General features: G+C 74.5%; 19 protein-coding genes. 9 read left to right on the top strand and 10 right to left on the bottom strand.

The window, feature by feature from the left end:
* Position 1: 1 nt before the first annotated feature.
* Positions 2–3,463, bottom strand: a complete 3,462-nt coding sequence (locus BUE44_RS29650; protein WP_073502107.1) for an AAA family ATPase — start codon at positions 3,461–3,463, stop codon at positions 2–4.
* On the bottom strand, positions 3,463–4,623 hold the full coding sequence (locus BUE44_RS29645) for an exonuclease SbcCD subunit D (protein WP_073502106.1): 1,161 nt from the start codon (positions 4,621–4,623) through the stop codon (positions 3,463–3,465). Before BUE44_RS29645 ends, BUE44_RS29650 begins: the two co-directional genes overlap by 1 nt.
* 406 nt (positions 4,624–5,029) lie before the next feature.
* Between BUE44_RS29645 and BUE44_RS29640 the strand changes: the two genes are divergently transcribed.
* Both BUE44_RS29640 and BUE44_RS29635 read left to right on the top strand, forming a co-directional pair.
* Positions 5,030–5,989 carry a 5-dehydro-4-deoxyglucarate dehydratase gene (locus tag BUE44_RS29640; RefSeq protein WP_107415883.1) on the top strand — a complete coding sequence of 320 codons (960 nt, stop codon included), beginning with the start codon at positions 5,030–5,032 and terminating at the stop codon, positions 5,987–5,989.
* The gene (locus BUE44_RS29635) at positions 5,986–7,254 is read left to right on the top strand and encodes a glucarate dehydratase family protein (RefSeq protein ID WP_073502104.1); all 1,269 of its coding nucleotides are present in this window, start codon (positions 5,986–5,988) and stop codon (positions 7,252–7,254) included. Before BUE44_RS29640 ends, BUE44_RS29635 begins: the two co-directional genes overlap by 4 nt.
* 20 nt (positions 7,255–7,274) lie before the next feature.
* Here BUE44_RS29635 and BUE44_RS29630 read toward each other — a convergent pair whose 3' ends face one another.
* Positions 7,275–7,901 carry a YigZ family protein gene (locus tag BUE44_RS29630; protein WP_073502103.1) on the bottom strand — a complete coding sequence of 209 codons (627 nt, stop codon included), beginning with the start codon at positions 7,899–7,901 and terminating at the stop codon, positions 7,275–7,277.
* A 97-nt stretch (positions 7,902–7,998) separates the two neighbouring features.
* Here BUE44_RS29630 and BUE44_RS29625 point away from each other — a divergent pair, with 97 nt between their 5' ends.
* Positions 7,999–8,406 (top strand): CoA-binding protein, encoded by a 408-nt coding sequence (locus BUE44_RS29625; protein WP_073502102.1) that lies wholly within the window; start codon positions 7,999–8,001, stop codon positions 8,404–8,406.
* Between the two features lie 22 nt (positions 8,407–8,428).
* Here BUE44_RS29625 and BUE44_RS29620 read toward each other — a convergent pair whose 3' ends face one another.
* Complete coding sequence (locus BUE44_RS29620; protein WP_073502101.1) at positions 8,429–8,959, bottom strand: YbaK/EbsC family protein; 531 nt, start codon at positions 8,957–8,959, stop codon at positions 8,429–8,431.
* A 43-nt stretch (positions 8,960–9,002) separates the two neighbouring features.
* Positions 9,003–9,806: an acyltransferase gene (locus BUE44_RS29615; RefSeq protein ID WP_079190193.1), complete on the bottom strand. Its 804-nt coding sequence runs from the start codon at positions 9,804–9,806 to the stop codon at positions 9,003–9,005.
* A 59-nt stretch (positions 9,807–9,865) separates the two neighbouring features.
* Here BUE44_RS29615 and BUE44_RS29610 point away from each other — a divergent pair, with 59 nt between their 5' ends.
* Positions 9,866–10,444: a gamma carbonic anhydrase family protein gene (locus BUE44_RS29610; RefSeq protein ID WP_073502100.1), complete on the top strand. Its 579-nt coding sequence runs from the start codon at positions 9,866–9,868 to the stop codon at positions 10,442–10,444.
* A gap of 21 nt (positions 10,445–10,465) precedes the next feature.
* On the opposite strand, the gene BUE44_RS29605 is transcribed toward BUE44_RS29610, so the two are convergent.
* Both BUE44_RS29605 and BUE44_RS29600 read right to left on the bottom strand, forming a co-directional pair.
* Positions 10,466–11,125: a DedA family protein gene (locus BUE44_RS29605; RefSeq protein WP_073502099.1), complete on the bottom strand. Its 660-nt coding sequence runs from the start codon at positions 11,123–11,125 to the stop codon at positions 10,466–10,468.
* A gap of 126 nt (positions 11,126–11,251) precedes the next feature.
* Positions 11,252–11,704 (bottom strand): DUF4442 domain-containing protein, encoded by a 453-nt coding sequence (locus tag BUE44_RS29600; RefSeq protein ID WP_073502098.1) that lies wholly within the window; start codon positions 11,702–11,704, stop codon positions 11,252–11,254.
* A 72-nt stretch (positions 11,705–11,776) separates the two neighbouring features.
* Between BUE44_RS29600 and BUE44_RS37645 the strand changes: the two genes are divergently transcribed.
* Both BUE44_RS37645 and BUE44_RS29590 read left to right on the top strand, forming a co-directional pair.
* Positions 11,777–12,976 carry a hypothetical protein gene (locus tag BUE44_RS37645; RefSeq protein ID WP_073502097.1) on the top strand — a complete coding sequence of 400 codons (1,200 nt, stop codon included), beginning with the start codon at positions 11,777–11,779 and terminating at the stop codon, positions 12,974–12,976.
* 106 nt (positions 12,977–13,082) lie between these two features.
* Positions 13,083–14,369, top strand: a complete 1,287-nt coding sequence (locus BUE44_RS29590; protein ID WP_073502096.1) for an MFS transporter — start codon at positions 13,083–13,085, stop codon at positions 14,367–14,369.
* 63 nt (positions 14,370–14,432) lie between these two features.
* Here BUE44_RS29590 and BUE44_RS29585 read toward each other — a convergent pair whose 3' ends face one another.
* On the bottom strand, positions 14,433–15,308 hold the full coding sequence (locus BUE44_RS29585) for a spermidine synthase (protein ID WP_073502183.1): 876 nt from the start codon (positions 15,306–15,308) through the stop codon (positions 14,433–14,435).
* Positions 15,309–15,423: 115 nt separating this feature from the next.
* Complete coding sequence (gene tuf / locus BUE44_RS29580; RefSeq protein ID WP_073502095.1) at positions 15,424–16,602, bottom strand: elongation factor Tu; 1,179 nt, start codon at positions 16,600–16,602, stop codon at positions 15,424–15,426.
* Between the two features lie 433 nt (positions 16,603–17,035).
* Here tuf and BUE44_RS29575 point away from each other — a divergent pair, with 433 nt between their 5' ends.
* Positions 17,036–18,265 (top strand): MFS transporter, encoded by a 1,230-nt coding sequence (locus BUE44_RS29575; RefSeq protein ID WP_073502094.1) that lies wholly within the window; start codon positions 17,036–17,038, stop codon positions 18,263–18,265.
* Between the two features lie 73 nt (positions 18,266–18,338).
* Positions 18,339–19,103, top strand: coding sequence for a TVP38/TMEM64 family protein (locus BUE44_RS29570; RefSeq protein ID WP_073502093.1), 765 nt, complete (start codon positions 18,339–18,341; stop codon positions 19,101–19,103).
* On the opposite strand, the gene BUE44_RS29565 is transcribed toward BUE44_RS29570, so the two are convergent.
* Entirely contained in the window at positions 19,057–19,671 is a 615-nt protein-coding gene (locus BUE44_RS29565; protein ID WP_073502092.1) for a flavin reductase family protein, read from the bottom strand. The two genes, BUE44_RS29570 and BUE44_RS29565, sit on opposite strands and share 47 nt — an antisense overlap.
* 119 nt (positions 19,672–19,790) lie before the next feature.
* Here BUE44_RS29565 and BUE44_RS29560 point away from each other — a divergent pair, with 119 nt between their 5' ends.
* Complete coding sequence (locus BUE44_RS29560) at positions 19,791–20,030, top strand: hypothetical protein (protein ID WP_073502091.1); 240 nt, start codon at positions 19,791–19,793, stop codon at positions 20,028–20,030.
* Positions 20,031–20,077: the final 47 nt, after the last annotated feature.

Genomic DNA, 20,077 nt, shown 5'->3' with positions numbered 1-20,077 from the left:
CTCAGCCGGTGCGCTGCCGCACGGCCGAGCCGTCCCGGCCCTTGACGACCTGGAGTTGGGCCGGGACGCGGTCGCGCAGGTCGGCCACGTGGCTCACGATGCCGACCGCGCGGTCGCGCTCGCGCAGCCCGTCGAGGACGTCGAGGACCTCGTCGAGGGTCTGCTCGTCGAGGCTGCCGAAACCCTCGTCGATGAAGAGGGTGTCCAGGCGCATGCCGCCCGCCTCGTCGGTGACGACGTCGGCGAGGCCCAGGGCGAGGGCGAGCGAGGCGAAGAAGGTCTCGCCGCCGGACAGCGTCGAGGTGTCCCGTTCCGTGCCGGTCCAGGCGTCCACCACCATCAGGCCGAGGCCCGACTTGGTCCTGCCACCGCCGCGGGCGTCGCTGTGGACGAGGGTGTAGCGGCCGCCCGACATGCGCTCCAGCCGCAACCCGGCCGCCGCGGCGACCTGTTCGAGGCGGGCGGCCAGGACGTAGGTCTCCAGCTCCATGCGGTACTGGTTCTCGGCGGAGGTGGCCGAGGCCAGGTCCGACAGCCGGGCGATCCGGTCGTACGCGGCACGGGCCGGCGCGAGTTCGCGTACGGCGGCGGACGCCTCGGCGCCCAGCCGGTCCAGTTCGGCGCGGCGGGTGGCGGCGGCGGACTCGGCGGCGGACGCCTGGCGCAGCCGCCGGTTGGCGGCGTCCAGCGCGGCCTGGGCGGCGACCGGGTCCGCGGCGGGCAGCGCCGCGGCCGCCGCGGGCTGCGGCGCCGCGAGGTCGGCCTCGGCCGCGGCCTCCTCCTTGTCCCAGGCCGCCACCCGGCGTTCGGCCTCCCACAGCCGGGCCGGTGGCAGCAGGGCGGCCGCGGCCTCCTCAGCCGAGCCGAAACCGGCCCGGGCGGCGGCGTCGGCGAGCGCCGACTCCGCCTCGGCGAGGCGCTGTTCGCTGTCGATACGCTCCCTGACCGCGTGGGCCGCGCGGTCCAGCAGCGCGATGGCGGCGGCCAGCCGGTCCCTGCGGGCGGCCACGCTGGGGTGGCCGTCCCGAGCCCTGGCCAACTCGCCGCTCAACCGCTCGTACTGCTCGTCCAACTCCTCGCGGCGCGAGGTGCGGGCGGCGGTGCGGTGCAGCGCGTCCTGCTGCTGTGCGGTGCGCCGGTCGCGCTCCTCCTCGGCGCGGGCGAGCGCGGCCCTGGCCTCGGGTACGGTCGCCGCCGCGCGTGCAACTTCGGCGTGTGCCGCCTCCGCCGCGCGGTGGGCGGCGGCGAGTTCGTCCTGCGGGGTGTCGCCCGCGATGGCGATGGCCGCGTCACGTCCGGTACGCAGCCGGGTGACCGTCTCGCGCGCCGCGTCGTGGTCGGCGGTCCGGCGCTGGAAGGCGGCGTAGGCGGCGTCCTCGTCGGCGCGGGTGACGCGGTCGTCGGCGGGGCGGGCCGGCGCCGGGTGTGCGGCCGATCCGCACACCCGGCAGGGCTCGCCGTCGGTCAGCTCGGCGGCCAACTCGGCGGCGATACCGGAGATGCGGCTCTCCCTGAGGTCCTGCCACGCCTCGCGCGCGTCGCCCGCCCGGTCCCGCGCGTCTCTCCCGGTCTGCTCCGCCTGCGCCAACTCCTGGGTCAGGGTGTCCCGTTCGACGGCCGCGTCCCGTCGCGCACGGGCCCGCTCCGCCGCGCCGGCCAGCTCGCCCGCCCTTGCGGCGGCCTCCAGCGCGGTGTCGAGCCGCGCCTGCAAGGTGGCCCGCATCCGCGGCCATTCGCCCAGCCAGCCGCCCGTGTCCCGCACGGCCTCGTCGTCGGCCCGCTCCTCCCGCTCCAGCGACTCCCTGCGCGCCCCGACCTCCCGCACCCGCGCCTCGGCCTCCCCCGCGGCCACGAGCCCCCCGACCACCTCCCGCAACTCCCCCGCCCGCCGCACCAGCACCTCGACCCGCGCCTCGTTCCGCGACGCCGTGGCGCCCACGGCCTGCGCGGGAACGGCACCGACCCGCGGGTGCGCGGGGCCGGGCACATCGGCGGCGGCTCCATCCGCCGAACTGCTGTTTCCCGAGGCGGCCGACCGGGGCCGGGACACCCGGCCCGCAGCCGCGTCGCCGACCGCCTGCCCCGGCACGGCCCCGGCGGTGGAAGCCTGCGCGTGCGCGGGGCCGGACTCCGAACTGCTGCCCTCCGAGGCGGCCGGACCCGCCTGGAGCGTCCATCCCGCAGCCACCTCGCCGACCGCCTGCCCCGACCCGGTCCCGGCGGCCGCACCCGGCCGCACCACCCGGCCCGAATCTGCGTCGCCGAGCGACTGCGCCGGGATGGGGCTATCCGCCGCGACCTCGCCAGTCCGCTGGGACACCGCCGCGCCGGCCGGCGCCGGCACGCGGTCGGCCGCCGGGAGGGCCTCGGGCTCCCCCGGGGTCGCGCCGGCCGGCCGCGGGTCGAGGCCGGGCTCGCCCACCGCCGCCAGGGCCGCCGAGGCCTCGCGTTCCAGGGCCAGGCAGTCCTCGTGGTGGGTGGCGGCCTTGTCGCGGTGGGTGAGGGCCGGGTCGACCGTGGTGGCGCGTTGGGCGCGGGACAGGGCGGTGCGGGCCGCGGTGCGGGTGGGGCGCTCGGCGGCGATGACGGCGGCGCGGGCGGTGGCCTGGGCGTGGCGCTGCTGGAGCGCGTACAGCTCGCGGGCCCGCACGGCTGCCTCTTCCGCGGCCGCGTGGGACGCTTCGGCCTGGTCCACGGCCGCGCGGGCGATGTCGTACTGCTCGCGGGCGGTGCAGCGCAGCACGGCGGCGTGCGCCAGGAATTCCGCGGGCTGCGCGGGGTCCGCGTCCGTGCCGGTGTCGCCGGCCGCCTGGCGCATGCGGGCGGCGAGCCCTTCGATCTCCCGGTCGCCCGCGACGAGCCGCTGGGCCGCGTCCTGCTTGCGGTCCCGCAGCCGGTGCTCGACCGACCTGAAGCGCCGGGTGTCGAAGAGCCGGCCGAGCAGCGCGGCGCGCTCGGTGGCGCCGGCCCGCAGGAAGGTCGCGAACTCGCCCTGCGGCAGCAGCACCACCTGGCAGAACTGCTCGCAGCTCATCCCGACCAGCTGCCTGATCTCCTCGCCGACCTCCTGGTGGGACTTGGACATCGCGTGCCACTGCCCGTCGCGCCGCTCGCGCAGCAGCGTGACGGCCTTCTCGGTGGTCACCCCGGTGCCGCGCTTCTTGGCGCGCGGCTGCTCGGGGCGCCGGGTGATCTCCAGGCGCCGCCCGGCGAGGGTGAGTTCGAGCACCACCTCGGTCGGCGTGCCGGGCGCCGCGTGGTCGCTGCGCAGCCGGGTGGCGGGCCGGGCGCCGGGGACCTGCCCGTAGAGGGCGAAGCAGACGGCGTCCAGGACGGAGGTCTTGCCGCCGCCGGTGGGGCCGTGCAGCAGGAACAGGCCGGCGGCGGACAGCGCGTCGAAGTCGACGTCCTGCGCCGCGGCGAACGGTCCGAAGGCGGCGAGCCGGAGCCGGTGCAGCCGCATCAGTCGCGCTCCGCCGTGGCCGCGGCGGCGCGTACCGCGTCGAAGGCCTCGCGCAGCACCAGCCGCTCGTGCGGATCGGGTTCGCTGCCGCGGACGTGGGCGACGAAGTCCTCGGCGGTCTGCTGGTCGTCGCGTCCGGCGAGCCGGCGGGCGTAGGAGGCGACGGGGTCGTCGCCGCGGTCGTCGGGGTCGAAGCCGAGGCTGAGGATGTGCGGGAAGCGCTTGGCGAGCGCGGCCATCGGCTCGTAGGGGCGTACCGGATCGGTGAGGGTGGCCTCGACCCAGGCGCCGGTGTGCGGTTCGTGCGCGGGGTCGGCGAGCAGGTCCTCGAGCCGGCCGCGCAGCCGGGCGAGCCGGCGCGGGACGGGCGTGTCGAGGCGTTCCGCGGCGATCTCGCCGCCCGCTCCGAGGTCGATCAGCCACATGCTCTTGCGGTGGTGCTCCTCGGAGAAGGAGTAGGCCAGCGGCGAGCCCGAGTAGCGGATCCGTTCGGTGACGGTCTGGCAGCCGTGCAGGTGGCCGAGCGCGGTGTAGTGGATGCCGTCGAAGATCGCGGCGGGCACCGAGGCGACTCCGCCCGCGGTGATGTCGCGCTCGCTGTCGCAGGGTGCGGCGCCGGTCACGAAGGCGTGCGCGAGGACGACGCCGCGGGTGCCGGCGGGCCGGGCGGCGAGGTCGGCGCGGACCCGGTCGGCGGCGGCGCCCAGGACCGCGGCGTGGTCGGCCCGCTCGGCGCCGATCTCCTCGCGGACCAGGGCGGGTTCGAGGTAGGGCAGGCCGTAGACGGCCACGTCGCCGTGCGGGTCGTGCAGGACGACGGGCCGGTCGCAGGTCACCGGGTCGGTGCGCAGGTGGATGCCGGCCCGGTCCATCAGGCCGGCGCCGACGCCGAGCCGGCGGGCCGAGTCGTGGTTGCCGGAGATCATCACGGTGGGCACGCCGAGGTCGGCGAGGGCGTGCAGCGCGCTGTCGTACAGCTCGACGGCGGCCAGTGGCGGTACGGCCCGGTCGTAGACGTCGCCGGCGACCAGGACGGCGTCGACGTCCCTGTCGCGGACGGTGGCGACGAGGTGGGCGAGGAAGGCGCGCTGGGCGTCGAGCAGGCTCACCCGGTGGAAGGACCGGCCCAGGTGCCAGTCCGACGTGTGCAGCAGTCTCACTCGGCCGCCCCGACGTGCACGCTCGTCCTCGCCGTTCCTCGATGCCGTTCCCGAAGTTCCCGCCGGTCCCACCGGCCCTCCCACGGTCCCGATGTCCGCGGTGATCCGGATTGTAGGCGCTGGCGGTGCCCGGGCGCCCGGGCCCGGCATACCGGCGGTACCGAACCTTTCGTCGGAGGTATCGAAAACTACCGTTCCTCCATGTCGCCAACTCACCGCGCATTTCGCGCATATCGCCGGATTCTCCGATCCCTTCGGCGGCCGTCGCTCCGATGTCCCGTCGGCGACGGCCGCGTTGGGCCGAAGGCACCGCCGTCGGCCCCGCGGCGGGTGGTGGCGTGGATCCGGCCTGGCCATTGACCGGCCAGCGGACGCGGCCTACAGTCCTGGAGTATTCGCATTCATGATGAGTGTTCATGTACATGGACAATGTGAGGGTTCAGTGCTCGACGGCGTGCTCTTCTTCCCGGTGACCCCCTTCACCGCAGAGGATTCGGTTGATCTTCCGATTCTTTCGGAACACGTACGGCGGGGAGTCGCCGCCGGGGCCGGCGGTGTCTTCGTCGCCTGCGGCACCGGCGAATTCCACGCGCTGGAGCCGCGGGAGTACGCCGACGTGGTGCGCACGGCGGTCGCCGCCGTCGGCGGCCGGGTGCCGGTCTTCGCCGGAACCGGCGGGCCGCTGCCGCTCGCCCGGGTGTTCGCCAGGGCCGCCGCGGACGCGGGCGCGGACGGGCTGCTGCTCATGCCGCCGTATCTCGTGCAGGGCCCGCCGGCCGGCCTGGTGGCGTACGTGACGCGGGTGACCGCGGCCACCGAGCTGCCGGTGATCGTCTATCAGCGCGGCGGCGCCCGCTTCGACGTGGCCTCGGCCCTCGAAGTGGCGCGGCTGCCGCGGGTGGTCGGCTTCAAGGACGGTCTGGGCGACCTCGACCTGCTGTCCCGGATCGTGACCGCGGTCCGCGCCGAGACGGCGGCCAGCGGCAAGGACTTCCAGTTCTTCAACGGCATGCCCACCGCGGAGGGGACCGTGCCCGCCTACCGCGGCATCGGCGTGGATCTCTACTCCTCCGCGGTCTTCTGCTTCGCCCCGGAGATCTCGCTGGCCTTCCACCGGGCGGTGACCTCCGGTGACAGCAAGGCCGTGCAGCGGCTGCTCGCCGGCTTCTTCCACCCGCTGATCGCCCTGCGGGAGCGCACCCCGGGCTACGCGGTCGCCCTGGTCAAGGCGGCGGTACGGCAGGGCGGTCTGGACGTCGGAGGTGTACGGCCGCCGCTGACCGATCCGGCACCCGCGGATCTGGCGGAGCTGGCCCGGATCGTCGAGGCGGGCCGGGCGATCTGCGCGGCGGAGGCCACCCGATGAGCGGCGGCATCCGTATCACCGGGGTCGACATCACCCCGGTCGCCTTCCACGACCCGGCACTGCTGAACGCGGTCGGCGTCCACGAGCCGTACGCGCTGCGGGCGATCGTCGAGGTCCACACCGACCAGGGCATCACCGGCCTCGGCGAGACCTACGCCGACGAGGGGCACCTGCGGCGGCTGCGGGCGGCCGTCGAGGTGATCAGCGGTATGGACGTCTACACCCTCGGCGGGATGCACCGCAGGATCTCCGAGGCGCTCAACGGCGACACCGGCTCCGACGGCCACGGCCTGACCGGGATGATCACCAGCAGCAGCACAGCCGACCGGGTCTTCGCCCCTTTCGAGGTCGCCTGCCTGGACATCCAGGGCAAGGCGGCAGCGCTGCCGGTCAGCGACCTGCTCGGCGGCGCGGTGCGCGACCGCGTGCCCTTCAGCGCCTACCTGTTCTACAAGTGGGCCGGCCACCCCGGCGCCGCGCCCGACGAGTGGGGCGAGGCGCTCGACCCGGACGGGATCGTGGCGCAGGCGCGGCGGATGACCGAGGAGTACGGCTTCGGCGCGATCAAGCTCAAGGGCGGCGTGATGCCGCCGGAGGAGGAGGTCGAGGCGATACGGGCGCTGCACAAGGCCTTCCCCGGAGTGCCGCTGCGGCTGGACCCCAACGCGGCCTGGACGGTGGAGACGTCCGTGAGGGTCGCCGGTGAGCTGGACGGCGTCCTGGAGTACCTGGAGGACCCGACACCCGGCCAGCAGGCGATGGCCGAGGTCGCCCGGCGGGCACCGATGCCGCTGGCGACCAACATGTGCGTGGTGGCCTTCGACGAGCTGTCCTCCGCGGTGGCCCGCGACTCGGTGCAGGTCGTGCTGTCCGACCACCACTACTGGGGCGGCCTGCAGCGCTCGCTGCTGCTCGCCGGCATCTGCCGGACGTTCGACCTGGGCCTTTCCATGCACTCCAACTCCCACCTGGGCGTCAGCCTGGCCGCGATGACGCATCTGGCGGCCGCCACCCCGAACCTGACCTACGCCTGCGACACCCACTGGCCGTGGAAGTCCGAGGAGGTCGTGGTGCCCGGCGCGCTGGAGTTCGCCGACGGCGCGGTCCGGGTGCCGACCGCGCCGGGCCTCGGCGTGGAGCTGGACCGCGACGCGCTGGCCCGGCTGCACGAGACCTACCTCCGCTGCGGGCTGCGCGAGCGGGACGACACCGGCTACATGCAGCGGATCAATCCGGCGTACGAGCGGAAGTCGCCGCGCTGGTGAGGGCGGGGACGGCGTAGCGATCAGGCGTCCACGTAGGCGGTGCCGCCGCTCTCGCAGATCGCGGCGCCCGAGGTCACGTCGGCCAGCCAGGACCTGAAGGCGGCGACCTCGCCCTCCGGCACGCCGAGGGCGAGGGTCACCCGGGAGCCGTAGCCGACCTCGCGCAGGACGTGTCCCGCCGAGCGCAGATCGTTCTCCAGCCGCCCGGCCCGCGCGTGGTCGACGGTGACGGCCAGCAGGGTGAGGCGGCGCCGCTCGACGGTGCCGATCTCGTCCAGCGCGGCCGACACGGCGCCGCCGTAGGCGCGGGCGAGACCGCCCGCGCCGAGCTGGACACCGCCGTAGTAGCGGGTGACGACGGCGACGGTGTCGCGCACCTCCCGGCCGAGCAGCACCTGGAGCATCGGGGTGCCCGCGGTGCCGCCCGGCTCGCCGTCGTCGCTCGCCCGGTGCAGCCGCCCGTCGGGGCCGATGACGTACGCGAAGCAGTTGTGCGTCGCCGCGGGGTGCGCCCGGCGCACGTCACGGATGACGGCCTGCGCGGCCTCCTCGTCGGCGGCCGGGGCGAGGGTGCACAGGAAGCGGGAGCGCTTGATCTCGTTCTCGTGGACGCCCGCGCGCGCCACCGCCAGATACCGGTCGACCATCCTTCCAGCCTAGGCCGCGCGGCCGGGGGGAATGACGGCGGGCGTACGCCGGTTTGCCCACCAAGGGCCAGGCGGGAACGAGAGTGCGGAGGACGGCGTGTACGGCGACGCGGCGACAGTGCGGAAGATCCTGCTCGATGCGGGCGACACCTGGGCGGTGGTGGGCCTGTCCAACAACACCTCGCGGGCGGCCTACGGCGTCGCCGGGGTGCTCCAGCGGTTCGGCAAGCGGGTCGTGCCGGTCCACCCCAAGGCGGAGGCGGTGCACGGCGAGCAGGGCTACGCCTCGCTGGCCGACATCCCCTTCCCGGTGGACGTGGTGGACGTCTTCGTCAACTCCGACCTCGCCGGTACGGTCGCCGACGAGGCGGTCGCGGCCGGTGCGAAGGCGGTCTGGTTCCAGCTCGGCGTGGTCGACGAGGCCGCGTACGAGCGCACGCGGGACGCGGGGCTCGACATGGTGATGGACCGCTGCCCCGCGATCGAGATCCCGCGGCTGGGCTGACGCGGCGGCGGTGGGCCCGCGCTCAGATCCCGAGGCCTTCGATCACGACCGCGCCCGGCAGCCCGGCCAGCGCCTTGCCGGGCAGGATGAGCTTGCCGCGGCGGGCGCCGCTGCCGATCAGCACCCACGGGGTGTCCACCACCGCCGGGTCCACCAGCAGCGGCCAGTCCGCGGGCAGGCCGACCGGGGTGATGCCGCCGTACTCCATGCCGGTGCCGCCGACCGCCGCGTCCATCGAGGCGAAGGACGCCTTGCGGGCGCCGAGGTGGCGGCGGACCGCGCCGTTGACGTCGACGCGGGTGGCGGACAGCACCACGCAGGCGGCGAGCGTGACGTCCTGTCCGCGCCTGCCGGCCACGACCACGCAGTTCGCGGAGTGCCGCATCAGGTCCTCGCCGTAGGTCTCCACGAAGACGGCGGTGTCGGCCTTCGCCGGGTCGGTGTCCACATGGATCATCTCGGCGGTGACCGCGGCTGCCACCGGTGGCGGCAGCAGGTCGCGGCGTTCGGTGGCGGGCAGGGCGTCGTCGAAGTGTCCGATCGGGGCGCGCATGGGCCGAATCTTACAAACCGGTCGGCCCTGCCCGTACCGGCCGTCAGGCCTGCTGCTCGAACTCGCCGGTGTCCAGCAGCTGTTCGGGAGAGGCCTCGGCCGGGAAGGGGACGGGCGCCGGGGTGCGCAGCGGCGGCTGCCAGTCGGAGGTGGCCTCGTCCCAGCGGCGTACGATCCTGGCCGGCGCGCCCGCGACCACCGCGAAGTCCGGGACGTCGCCCCGTACGACGGCGCCGGCCGCGACCACCACGTTCCTGCCGAGGCGGGCGCCGGGCAGGATCACGCAGCCCGCGCCGAGCCAGCTGCCCGCGCCGATCTCGACCGGCGCGGTGCGCGGCCACTGCTCGCCGATCGGCCGGGCGATGTCGTCGTAGGAGTGGTTGACGCTGGTGAGGTAGACGTACGGGCCACAGTAGACCTTCTCGCCGAGCACGATCGGGGCGAGCGCCACCACATGGCTGCCGCGGCCGAGCACGACGCCGTGGCCGAGCCGCAGCACGGGGTCCGGCCCGAAGCCGGTGCCGGGGTCGTCGCCCGGCAGGGCGTCGGTGGGCATCAGGCCGACGGTGAGGGTGACCTGCTCGCCGATGATGCAGTGGTCCCCGAGGTGGATCCAGCGCTCACCGAAGACGGTGCCCAGCGGGTGGGCGAGCCGGGTGCCGGGACCGATCCGGCCGAAGTGCAGCAGCCCCGGGCGCTCCGCGGTGACCGCGCCGGCGTTCTGCGCCCAGCGGCGGGCCCGGTGCACCAGGCGCGAGGCCGCCCGCCGCCGCCAGGCCGTGGCGGCGCTCGCGGCCGCGGTCACTGCGGCGGTCGCGGAAAGGAACACGTTCTCATTCCTGGGCACCCAATCACCGTATACGGTGCCGGAGGACAGCGGCGGACCGGCATGGAGGGCGTGGATCGATGACAGAGCGGACGGACGGGGCGACAGCCGAGCCGCGCACGGCGGGCGGCGCGCTGGTCGCAGGCATCCTCGGCGTACGCCCGGAGATCGACCCGACCGCGTACGTCGCCCCCACGTCGGTGGTGCTCGGCCGGGTGACGCTGGGCGCCGGGGCGAGCGCCTGGTATCACGCGGTGCTGCGCGGCGACTGCGAGTCGATCGCGATCGGGGCCGGCTCCAACATCCAGGACAACTGCTCGGTGCACGCCGACCCGGGCTTCCCCGTGGTCGTCGGCGAGGGCGTCTCGGTCGGGCACAACGCGGTGCTGCACGGCTGCGTCATCGAGGACGGTGTGCTGGTGGGAATGGGCGCGACCGTGCTGAACGGCGCCCGGGTCGGGGCCGGGTCGCTGGTGGCCGCTCAGGCGCTGGTGCCGCAGGGCATGCAGGTGCCGGCCGATTCGCTGGTGGTCGGCGTCCCGGCCCGGGTGCGGCGCGAGCTGACCGAGGAGGAGCGGGCGGTGGTCCGGCTCAATGCCGAGCACTACGTGGCGCTGGCGGAGGTCCACAGGGACGCGGTCGGCGACGGGCGGGACTGACGGCGGCGGTTGTGTGCCAGGTCACTCGCCGGGCTGCGCGACCGCCACTTCGACGTCCTGCTCCGGGGCTTCCATCGCGGCCTGCACCTTCGCCGCGCGGCGCTTGACGAAGACCAGGGAGCCGATGGCGAAGAGCACCGCGACGCCGAGTCCGACGTAGCCGAACCGCTTGAGCCACGGTTCCGCGACCTGGCCGACGTAGTAGATGACGGCGGTGATGCCGCCGGCCCAGACGACGCCGCCCAGCGCGTTGGCGATCAGGAACCGGCCGTAGGGCATCTTCAGCACGCCGGCCAGCGGCCCGGCGAAGATCCGCAGCAGCGCCACGAAGCGGCCGAAGAAGACCGCCCACATGCCCCAGCGCTGGAAGAAGCGCTCGGCGGTGGCGACATGGCCGGGTGAGAAGTGCGAGGGGAAGCGTCTGCCGAGCGTCTCCAGCAGCGGCTTGCCGCCCTTGTGACCGATGGCATAGCCGATGGAGTCGCCACCGACGGCGCCGACGATCGCGCAGGCGGCGACCAACCAGGGGTTGGCGTGCCCCTGCGTCGACATCAGGGCGGCCGCCATCAGCACGAGCTCGCCGGGCAGCGGGACGCCCAGGCTCTCCAGCCCGACCACCAGACCCACCGTCAGGTAGACGGCGACCGCGGGGATGTCGTTGAGCCACTCCTGGACGTGCACAGCCGGTCCTTCCCCGCGACAACGGTCGGACGGCGCGCACGCGGCGCACCACCCAGGAAGCCTAACCGACCGGCCGCTCGGAGCATTCCGGCCGCGTGGGCCGCCGGGTGGCCCGGCCGCGGCCCGTCAGCTGTTGGGGCGCAGCGTCCAGACGATCGTCATGTGCGAGGTCTCGGCGCCGTCCGCGCGCCGCACGGACACCTCGACGGGGAATTCGGGCCGGGTGCCCGCGTCCAGCTCCGCGACGACCTCGGCGGCCGGGCGGCCCAGCACCGCGGTGGCGGTGAGGCCGCCCCTGGCCAGCTTGGTCCAGCCGATCTCCGCGCGCACCGGAAGCGGCACGGCCCGGCCGAGCTGGTCGCCGAAGGCGGCGAGCACGACGGCGCCACTGGCGGACTCGGCGAGGGTGAACATCGCGCCGGCGTGCGGGCCCGCGACATGGTTGTGGTACTCGGGATCGTCGGGCAGGGCGAGCACCGCGCGCTCCGCGGTGGTCTCCAGGTATTCAAGGCGCAGGGTGCGGACCATCGGCACGGTGGCCGTGAGGAGTTCGCCGATCGAGGGCAAGGTCTCGGACATGCCTGCATGTTACCAGCCAGTAAGACGATCCGGCGTGGAACCGCCTTCACCGCTCCCCTAGTGTTTCCAGCCATGTGGCCAGGAGAGCAGCAGCCCGGGGGACAATCCGGGGGACAGCAGAACCCATCGGGCAATACGCCTCAGCAACCGCAGGGACCCTACGGGCCGCCGCCCAATCCGTACGCCCAACCCGGCTACCAACAGCCCGGCTATCAGCAGCCCGGCTACGGCTACCCCCAGCCCGGGCAGCAGCCGCCGGCCCAGCCGCCAGGACCGCCGCCGGCGCAGCAGCCGTACCCGCCGGCGCAGCCGTACGGGCAGCCGTCGCCGTACGGACAGCCCGGCTATCAGGCGCCCGGACCGCAGCCCACCGGCTACCCGGCACCGCAGAACTGGGGTCCGCCGGCGCCCGGCGGGCCGGACGGCGGCCGGCCGCCCGGCGGCCGCGGCAAGCTGACGGTCGGGGTCGCCATCGGCGCGGCCCTCGCGGTCATAGCCGCCGTCGTGGTCACGGTGGCCCTGGTCTCCGGTGGTGGCAAGAAGACCGACGCGCAGAAAACCACGGCGCCCCCCGCCACGGCCACCACGCCCGCTTCCCCGACGGCCACGCCCACGCCGACCGCGACCGGCACCCAGGACCCGGGGGCAACCGGCGGTGGGGACGACCCGCGCGGCCCGCAGGGCGCGACCGACGTGTCGCCGGTCATCCCCGGCTGGCAGGCGGTCAAGCGCCAAGAGCGCAACTCGGTCTTCGACGTGCCGCCGGACTGGACACTGGGCAGCGAGAGCATGACCGTCGGTTTCGCGGACGACTCCGGCAAGCCGCAGGTCATGGTCGGCGCGCCCGCGTACTACAAGGAGGCCGCCTGCAAGTCCGGCGACAACGAGGTCGCCGACGCCGGCGCCGGCACCAAGGGCGGCGCCGGGGCGGCGAGCCTCCAGGCCGCCGCCGAGAACGAGGCCCGGGCCTGGGCGAAGTGGGCCTTCCAGGAGAAGGGCAAGGGCACCGTCTCCAAGGCGCTGAACAGCAAGGCCTTCCACAACGCCTACGGCATCACCGGCTGGCAGGCGCAGGCCACCACGACCGCGGTGCCCAGGACCGACAAGTGCGCCTCGAACGGCATCGCCTACGCGGTGGCCTGGCTCGACCCGGCGCAGGCCAAGCCGACGCCCGTGGTGTGGGTGCTGTGGGCCCGGCAGGGCGTGCCCGACCAGGTCACGCAGGCCGTGATCGACAGGATCAAGAGTTCCATCCGCCCGATGTCCAAGTGAGCGGCGCCGGCAGCCGCGGAGTCTTCGGCCGCCGGCTGGACCGGTTGGCGGTCCGCGGCCTGCTAAACCGGTTGGCAGCCCCCGGGACGTCGGCGATAGTCCCCTGATGGCAGAACACGACGACGCGCGCCTGCCGCGCCTTCCACCCTGGGCGGGGCGGAACTTCCAACTGCTGGTGGGCGCCTCGTTCGTCACCGGCATCGGCAATTCCGGTGCCACCATCGCCGCGGCCTTCGCGGTCATCGAGTCCGGCGGCAGCGCCACCGACGTCGGCCTGGTGGCCGCCGCCCGCACCCTGGCGATGGTGGTGCTGCTGCTGGTCGGCGGCGCGGTCGCGGACCGGCTGCCGCGGCAGCGCGTGATGGCCGTCGCGAACGTGGCCAACGCCGGCTCGCAGGCGCTGTTCGCCGTCCTCGTACTGACCGGGCACGCCGCCCTGTGGCAGATGGCCGCGCTGACCGCGGTCGGCGGCGGCGCGCTGGCCTTCTTCTCCCCCGCCGCCCAGGGCTTGGTCCTCTCCACCGTCGACTCGGCGAGCGCGGGCCCGGCCATCTCCGTCTACCGGCTGGCCACGAACACGTCGGCGATCGGCGGTGCCGCGCTGGGCGGCGCGCTGGTCGCCGCCTTCGGGGCCGGCTGGGTGCTGGCGGTCGACGCGGCGGGCTTCGCGGTGGCCGCGGCGATGCGGTCCCGTATCGACGTCGCCCACGCCCCCCGGGAGTCGCGGTCCGGCGGCATGCTCCGTGAATTGCGCGAGGGCTGGCAGGTGGTGGCGTCCACGACCTGGCTGTGGAGCATCGTCCTGCAGTTCTCCGTCGTCAACGGCATGTTCACCGCGGTCGAGGCGGTCTACGGCCCGCTGGTCTCCAGGGATCGCCTCGGCGGCGCCGGACCCTGGGGCCTGGCGCTCGCCGCGGGCGGTGCGGGCACGGCGATCGGCGCGGTGCTGATGATGCGCTGGCGGCCGCGCCGCATCCTGCTCGTGGGCACCCTCGGCGTCTTCCCGCTGGCCCTGCCCGCGGTAGCGCTGGCGCTGGTGCTGCCGGCCTGGGCGCTGGCCGCGGTGATGTTCGCCGGCGGGGTGGCGATCGAGGTCTTCGCGGTCAACTGGATGCTCGCCATGCACCAGGAGATCCCCGAGGACCTGATGTCCCGGGTGGCGGGCTTCGACTGGATGGGCTCGGTGGCGCTGACCCCGGTCGCGCTCGCCCTGGCAGGCCCGGCCGCGTCGCTCTTCGGCCGGACCCGGGCGCTGTGGGGCTCGGCGGGCCTGATCGTCCTGCTGACGGTCGCCGTCCTGCTGCTGCCCGACGTCCGCAGGATGGAACGCAGGACGTCGAAGGCCGCCGCGCCGGAGGTGCGTACGCCGGTGGCTGCCGACCCGGCGGCATGACACCCGGTCCGGCGGGAGCCCGTACGTTCCCGGTGGCGGGAGCCCGTACGTTTCCGGTGGCGGTCAGCCGACGGTGAAGGCGCCCTCCGGCGGCAGGGGCGAGGCCGTCGCCGAGGCGTCGTCCACCGGACGGGCGCCGCCGGCCAGGCGGGACAGGGCGGGACCGTGGACGACGCGGGCCGGGAAGGCGTCGCCGGCGCACAGCCGGGACAGCGCCTCGACCGGCAGCGGGCGGCGGCCGGCGGCCAGTACCGCGTTGCCGTAGCGGCGGCCGCGCAGCACCCCGGGCTCCGCCATCAGGCACAGGTCGCCGCCCTCCGGCAGCGCCGCCCGTACGGTGGCCAGTTGCGAGCGCAGGAAGGCGAAGGGCGCGGCGTCGGCGATGTTGGCCAGGTAGACGCCGTCCGGGCGCAGCACGCGCAGCGCGTCGCGTACGAACTCCACCGACGTCAGTGCGGCGGGCACCCGGGAGCCGCCGAAGACGTCGGCCACCACGAGGTCGGCCGATGCGCTGCCCGCGCGCGCCAGCCAGGCCCGCGCGTCAGCTACGTCCACGGTCACCGCCGGGTCCGGCAGCGGCAGGACCTCCGCGACCAGCGCGGCCAGCCGCCGGTCCGCCTCGACCACACGCTGGCGCGAGCCCGGCCGCCGGGCGGCGAGCCAGCGCGCCAGCGTCATCCCCCCGCCCCCCAGGTGCACGGCGTCCAGTGACTCACCGGGGCCGAAGGCGGCCTCGACGGCGTACGCGATACGCCGCACGTACTCGAACTCCAGGTGCTCCGGGGCGTCGAGGTCCACGTACGACTGCGGCGCACCGTCGACGGTGAGCAGCCAGGCCCGGTCGCGGTCGACGTCGGGCAGCAGCCTGGCCGTCCCGAAGTCCACGGTCCGCACCACCGGCAGCGGCCCGTCGTCCGGCTCCGGCCGGCCGTCGTCCACGTCCTTGCCCCCGGCCTCGTCCTCGTCCCTGTTCACCAGGCCATTGTCGCCCGCCCCGCGCGTACGGCCTGCCGCTGCCCGGTACGTTGTGCAACGTACCGGGCAGCGGCAGGACTCACAGCAGCGCGGTCACCGTGCCGGCGCCGACCGTGCGCCCGCCCTCGCGGATCGCGAAGCCGAGCCCCGGCTCCAGCGGCAGCGCGCGGCCGAGGTCGACGGTGACGTCGGCCGTGTCGCCGGGCAGCGCCATCCCGGCCGGGCCGAGGTCGACGTCGCCGGCCACGTCCGCGGTGCGGATGTAGAACTGCGGCCGGTAGCCGGTGGCGACCGGAGTGTGCCGGCCGCCCTCCGCCGCGGGCACGATGTAGACGCGCGCGCTGAAGCGGCGGTGCGGTGCGACACTGTCCGGCGCCGCGACGATGTCGCCGCGCCGCACCTGGCCGCGCTGCACACCGCGCAGCAGCAGCGCCACGTTGTCACCTGCCTGCGCCGAGTGCATCGGCCTGCCGAAGGTCTCCAGGCCGGTGACCACGCTGGTCAGCACCTCCTCCGCGGCCGTGTACAGCTGCACCCGGTCGCCGGGCGCCACCGTCCCGCGCTCGACCGCACCGGTCACGACGGTGCCCCGCCCGGTGATGGTCATGACGTTCTCCACCGACACCAGGAACGGCGCCTGCGTGTACCGCACCGGCACCGGCACGTAGCGGTCGACCGCGTCCAGCAGCTCGCCGATCGCGGCCGTCCAGCGCGGGTCGCCCTCCAGGGCGCGCAGCCCGGAGATCCGCACGACGGGCAGCTCCTCACCGGGGTAGCCGTGCGCGGTGAGCAGTTCGCGCACTTCCAGCTCCACCAGGTCGGTCAGCTCCGGGTCGCCGGCGTCCGCCTTGTTCAGCGCCACGACGATGTGCCGCACCCCGATCTGCCGGGCCAGCAGCACGTGCTCCGCGGTCTGCGGCATGACGCCGTCGAGCGCCGAGACGACCAGGATCGCGCCGTCCAGCCGGGCCGCGCCGATGATCATGTTCTTGACGTAGTCGGCGTGGCCCGGCATGTCCACGTGGGCGTAGTGCCGGGTGGCGGTCTCGTACTCGACGTGCGCGATGCTGATGGTGATACCGCGGGCCGCCTCCTCCGGCGCCCGGTCGATCCGGTCGAACGGCACGAAGGTGCCGCTGCCGCGGTCGGCGAGGACCTTGGTGATGGCCGCGGTGAGGGTGGTCTTGCCGTGGTCGACATGACCCATGGTGCCGATGTTCAGATGCGGCTTGCTGCGGACGTACGCCTGCTTGGACATGACGGTGTCTCCTCCTGGGACGCCGATCGGTCGTGGACCCCTGGGCCTGGCCGACCCTCCCCGTGCGGGGTCCCACCGGACGTCGGTCCGGGGAGGGTCAGCGTCGGGCGCCGTCGAAGGATGCGTTCCGGTGTGCCCGGGCGGCGGATGCGACCGGGGCAGCGCAGGCAGCCTTCGACGCGACCGCTGCTGCGGTGGCGTCTGCGAGGAAGGCGAGCCGGAACATGGCACAGATCATGCCGGGCGGGCGGGGGGCGCGTCGAAGGGTTTAGCCGGGTGAGAGGATTTGTTCCGTCGGTGAACTTAGGGGGTAGCCGACCGGCGACCCGCCGTCTCCCCTGACCGAGCCCAACCTCTGCACTCAGCCCCTTACGCATCCCCGCCCGTCGCAGCCCCGCCCGTCGCGGCGCCCCACCCGTTCGAAGGAAGCTCCATGCCCCTGGCCATCCTCGCCCTCGCGGTGAGCGCCTTCGGTATCGGCACCACGGAACTCATGATGATGGGCCTGCTGCCGGACGTCGCCGACGACCTCGGCACGTCCGTGCCCACCGCGGGCTACCTGGTCTCGGCGTACGCGATCGGCGTCGTCGTCGGCGCCCCGCTGCTCACCGGGCTCGGCGCGCGGATCCCGCGCAAACGGATGCTCCTGCTGCTGATGGCGCTGTTCACCGTCGGCAACGCGGCCTCCGCGGTCGCCCCCGGCTACGGCACGCTGCTGGCCGGGCGCTTCCTCGCCGGGCTGCCGCACGGCGCCTTCTTCGGCGTCGGCGCGGTCGTGGCGTCCCGGCTCGTCGCGGAGGACCGCAGGGCGCGGGCCGTCGCCGCGATGTTCCTCGGCCTGACGATCGCGAACATCGTCGGCGTCCCCGCCGCCACTCTGCTCGGCCAGCATCTGGGCTGGCGGGCGACCTTCCTGGTGGTCACCGCGATCGGCCTGCTCTCGCTGGCCGCGCTCGCCCTGCTGGTGCCGCAACAGGCGGAGGAGGAGCACCCCGGGCTCGTCAGGGAACTGCGCGCGCTGCGGGAGCCGCAGGTGCTGCTCGGCCTGCTGACCGCGGTGTTCGGCTTCGCCGGGGTCTTCGCCGTCTACAGCTACCTCGCCTCGATGATGACCGAGGTCACCGGTTACGCCGACTCCACCGTGACGGTCCTGCTCGCGCTCTTCGGCATCGGCATGACCCTCGGGGCGCTCGCCGCCGGCCCCCTCACCGACCGCGCCCCGCGCCCCACCCTCTACGGCTCGCTGGCCGCGCTCGCCGTCGTCCTGGTCGGCTTCCACTACGCCGCCCAGTCCAAGGTGACCGCCCCCGTCGCGGTCCTGGTGCTGGGCGCGGTCGGCTTCATGACCACCACCCCGTTGCAGATGCTGGTGATGAACAAGGCCCGCCGCGCCCCCACCCTCGCCTCCGCCTCCAACCACTCCGCCTTCAACCTCGCGAACGCCGGCGGCGCCTGGCTCGGCGGCGTCGCCATCTCCGCCGGCTGGGGCTGGACCTCCCCCGCGCTGGTCGGTGCGGCGCTCACTGTCGTGGGCCTCGCGGTCGCGATCACGGCGGGTGTCCTGGACCGGGGTACGCCGTCCGGCGCGGCGGCGGCCGTGGCCCCGGTTCCGGTCACGGCCCCCGTTGAGCGGCGGGAGTCGGCGACGGCGGAGGGGGCGTAGGCGACCGGCCACCGAGGCGCCCCGGCGGCGGGTTCGCGCGCCGGATCGCGGCGGAAGCGGTTAGGCTCCCGGAGTGCCGCACCGCGTAGCCTTCGCCGTCCGCTGCTCACGCGCCCTACTGTCGCCGTGGGCCAGATTCGCAGTGCTCATACTGCTGCTGGCGGCGGCCGGCGCGGCGGTGCTGGCCTGGCATCCGCAGCGGCTGATGACCGCGCACGGCTGGCAGCCGCACACCTCGGGCGGCGCGGCGGTGCTGCTGTTCGCCGTCGCGTACGGCCTGTGCACCGTCGCTTTCGTGCCCCGCCCGCTGCTCAATGCCGCCGCCGGGGCGCTCTACGGCATCCACGCCGGACTGCCCGCGGCGATCGGCGGCACGGTGCTGGGCGCGGGCCTGGCCTTCGTCCTCGGGCGCTTCCTCGGCCGGGACGCGCTGCGCCCGCTGCTGCGCGGCCGGGTCGCGCTGTCGCTGGACCGGCAGTTGAGCCGGCACGGCTTCCGCAGCACGCTCGCGCTGCGGCTCTTCCCCGGGGTGCCCTTCGCCGCCGCGAACTACGCGGCGGCGGTCTCCCGTATCCGGCTGCTGCCCTTCCTCACCGCGACGGCGGCGGGCAGCGCCGCGAACACCGCCGCCTACGTGGTGGCCGGCAGCCGCGCCGCCTCCCCGACCTCACCGGTCTTCCTGCTGGCGCTGGGCTTCCTGGGCGTCACGGGCGTGGCCGCAGCGGTGGTCGCCCGCGGCGTGCGCACCCGTTCACGTGACGCGGCCGACGTACCCACTCCGGCCCCCGCGGTCAGCGACGCCGGCCTTCCTGCCACTCCTGCACGGAAATCCGCTTGATCTCCAGCACCTCGCCGAGGGTGCTCCACTCGTCCTTGCCCAGCCGAGCCAGCGGCCGCAGCTTGTGCACGTCCGGGTGCCCGCCGGTCAGCACGGCCTCGGACACGGCCGCGTGGACGACCCGCCCGAAGACGACGGTGGAGTCCCCCAGCCTGACCGTACTGTGCAGCTCGCACTCCAACGCCACCGGCGACGCGGCGACCCGCGGCGGCTTCACCCGGAGGCTCGGCTCCCTGGCGATCCCGACCTCGTCGAACTCGCTGACCCCGTGCGGGAATTCGGTCCCGGTCGCGTTGATCTCCTCGAACAGGTGCTCGGGCGCCAGGTTGACCACGAACTGCCCGGTCTCCTCGACATTGCGCACCGAGTCCTTCCGCCCCACCGAGGTGAACTGCACCACGGGCGGACTCACGCAGGACACCGAGAAGAAGCTGTGCGGGGCGAGGTTGTCGGTCCCCGCCGCCGAGGTCGTGGACACCCACGCGATCGGCCGCGGCACGACCGTCGCGGTGAGCAGCCGGTAGAAGGTGTGGCGGTCCAGCTCGTTGGGATCGAAGTCAATGCGCATGGCAGCCAGTATCCATGCGCGGGCGGGTGATCTTAACGGCGGATCGCGGCGCGGCCCAAACCGCGCGTTCTGCGGAAAGTGCCCGGTATCGGACGGCACGAGTACCAGGAGCTGAGCTCATGAGCACGATCCTGTCCCCGTGGGACGACCTGGCGATCCCGCCGCAGGCGCGAGGCCGCGGCGTCACACTCACTCTGTTCGACCAGCTGTCCGCTTACGTTCCCAAGCGGCCGGGGGCGTACGTGCGGATCTCCTCGGACCGCTTCGACCTGGAGGCGGGTGTCGACCGGCAGAACGACGACGCCGAGGTCGGGGTCTGTACGGTGACCGGTGTATCTCCTGATCAAGGAAGCACCTGATGAGCGACGTGATCGCCTCTGTCGAGGCGGCTGAGGATATACGCCCG

It is taken from the genome of Actinacidiphila paucisporea (assembly GCF_900142575.1).
Lineage (GTDB): Bacteria > Actinomycetota > Actinomycetes > Streptomycetales > Streptomycetaceae > Actinacidiphila > Actinacidiphila paucisporea.
The sequence above is the reverse complement of the archived record's forward strand: the minus strand, read 5'-3'. Positions and strand labels throughout refer to the sequence as shown.

Bases quoted from the DNA above. Each gene is read 5' to 3' on its own strand.
- BUE44_RS29650 (WP_073502107.1), bottom strand. From the start codon at position 3,463: ATGCGGCTGCACCGGCTCCGGCTCGCCGCCTTCGGACCGTTCGCCGCG.
- BUE44_RS29640 (WP_107415883.1), top strand. From the start codon at position 5,030: ATGAGTGTTCATGTACATGGACAATGTGAGGGTTCAGTGCTCGACGGC.
- BUE44_RS29635 (WP_073502104.1), top strand. From the start codon at position 5,986: ATGAGCGGCGGCATCCGTATCACCGGGGTCGACATCACCCCGGTCGCC.
- BUE44_RS29630 (WP_073502103.1), bottom strand. From the start codon at position 7,901: ATGGTCGACCGGTATCTGGCGGTGGCGCGCGCGGGCGTCCACGAGAAC.
- BUE44_RS29620 (WP_073502101.1), bottom strand. From the start codon at position 8,959: ATGCGCGCCCCGATCGGACACTTCGACGACGCCCTGCCCGCCACCGAA.
- BUE44_RS29610 (WP_073502100.1), top strand. From the start codon at position 9,866: ATGACAGAGCGGACGGACGGGGCGACAGCCGAGCCGCGCACGGCGGGC.
- BUE44_RS29600 (WP_073502098.1), bottom strand. From the start codon at position 11,704: ATGTCCGAGACCTTGCCCTCGATCGGCGAACTCCTCACGGCCACCGTG.
- BUE44_RS37645 (WP_073502097.1), top strand. From the start codon at position 11,777: ATGTGGCCAGGAGAGCAGCAGCCCGGGGGACAATCCGGGGGACAGCAG.
- BUE44_RS29590 (WP_073502096.1), top strand. From the start codon at position 13,083: ATGGCAGAACACGACGACGCGCGCCTGCCGCGCCTTCCACCCTGGGCG.
- tuf (WP_073502095.1), bottom strand. From the start codon at position 16,602: ATGTCCAAGCAGGCGTACGTCCGCAGCAAGCCGCATCTGAACATCGGC.
- BUE44_RS29575 (WP_073502094.1), top strand. From the start codon at position 17,036: ATGCCCCTGGCCATCCTCGCCCTCGCGGTGAGCGCCTTCGGTATCGGC.
- BUE44_RS29565 (WP_073502092.1), bottom strand. From the start codon at position 19,671: ATGCGCATTGACTTCGATCCCAACGAGCTGGACCGCCACACCTTCTAC.
- BUE44_RS29560 (WP_073502091.1), top strand. From the start codon at position 19,791: ATGAGCACGATCCTGTCCCCGTGGGACGACCTGGCGATCCCGCCGCAG.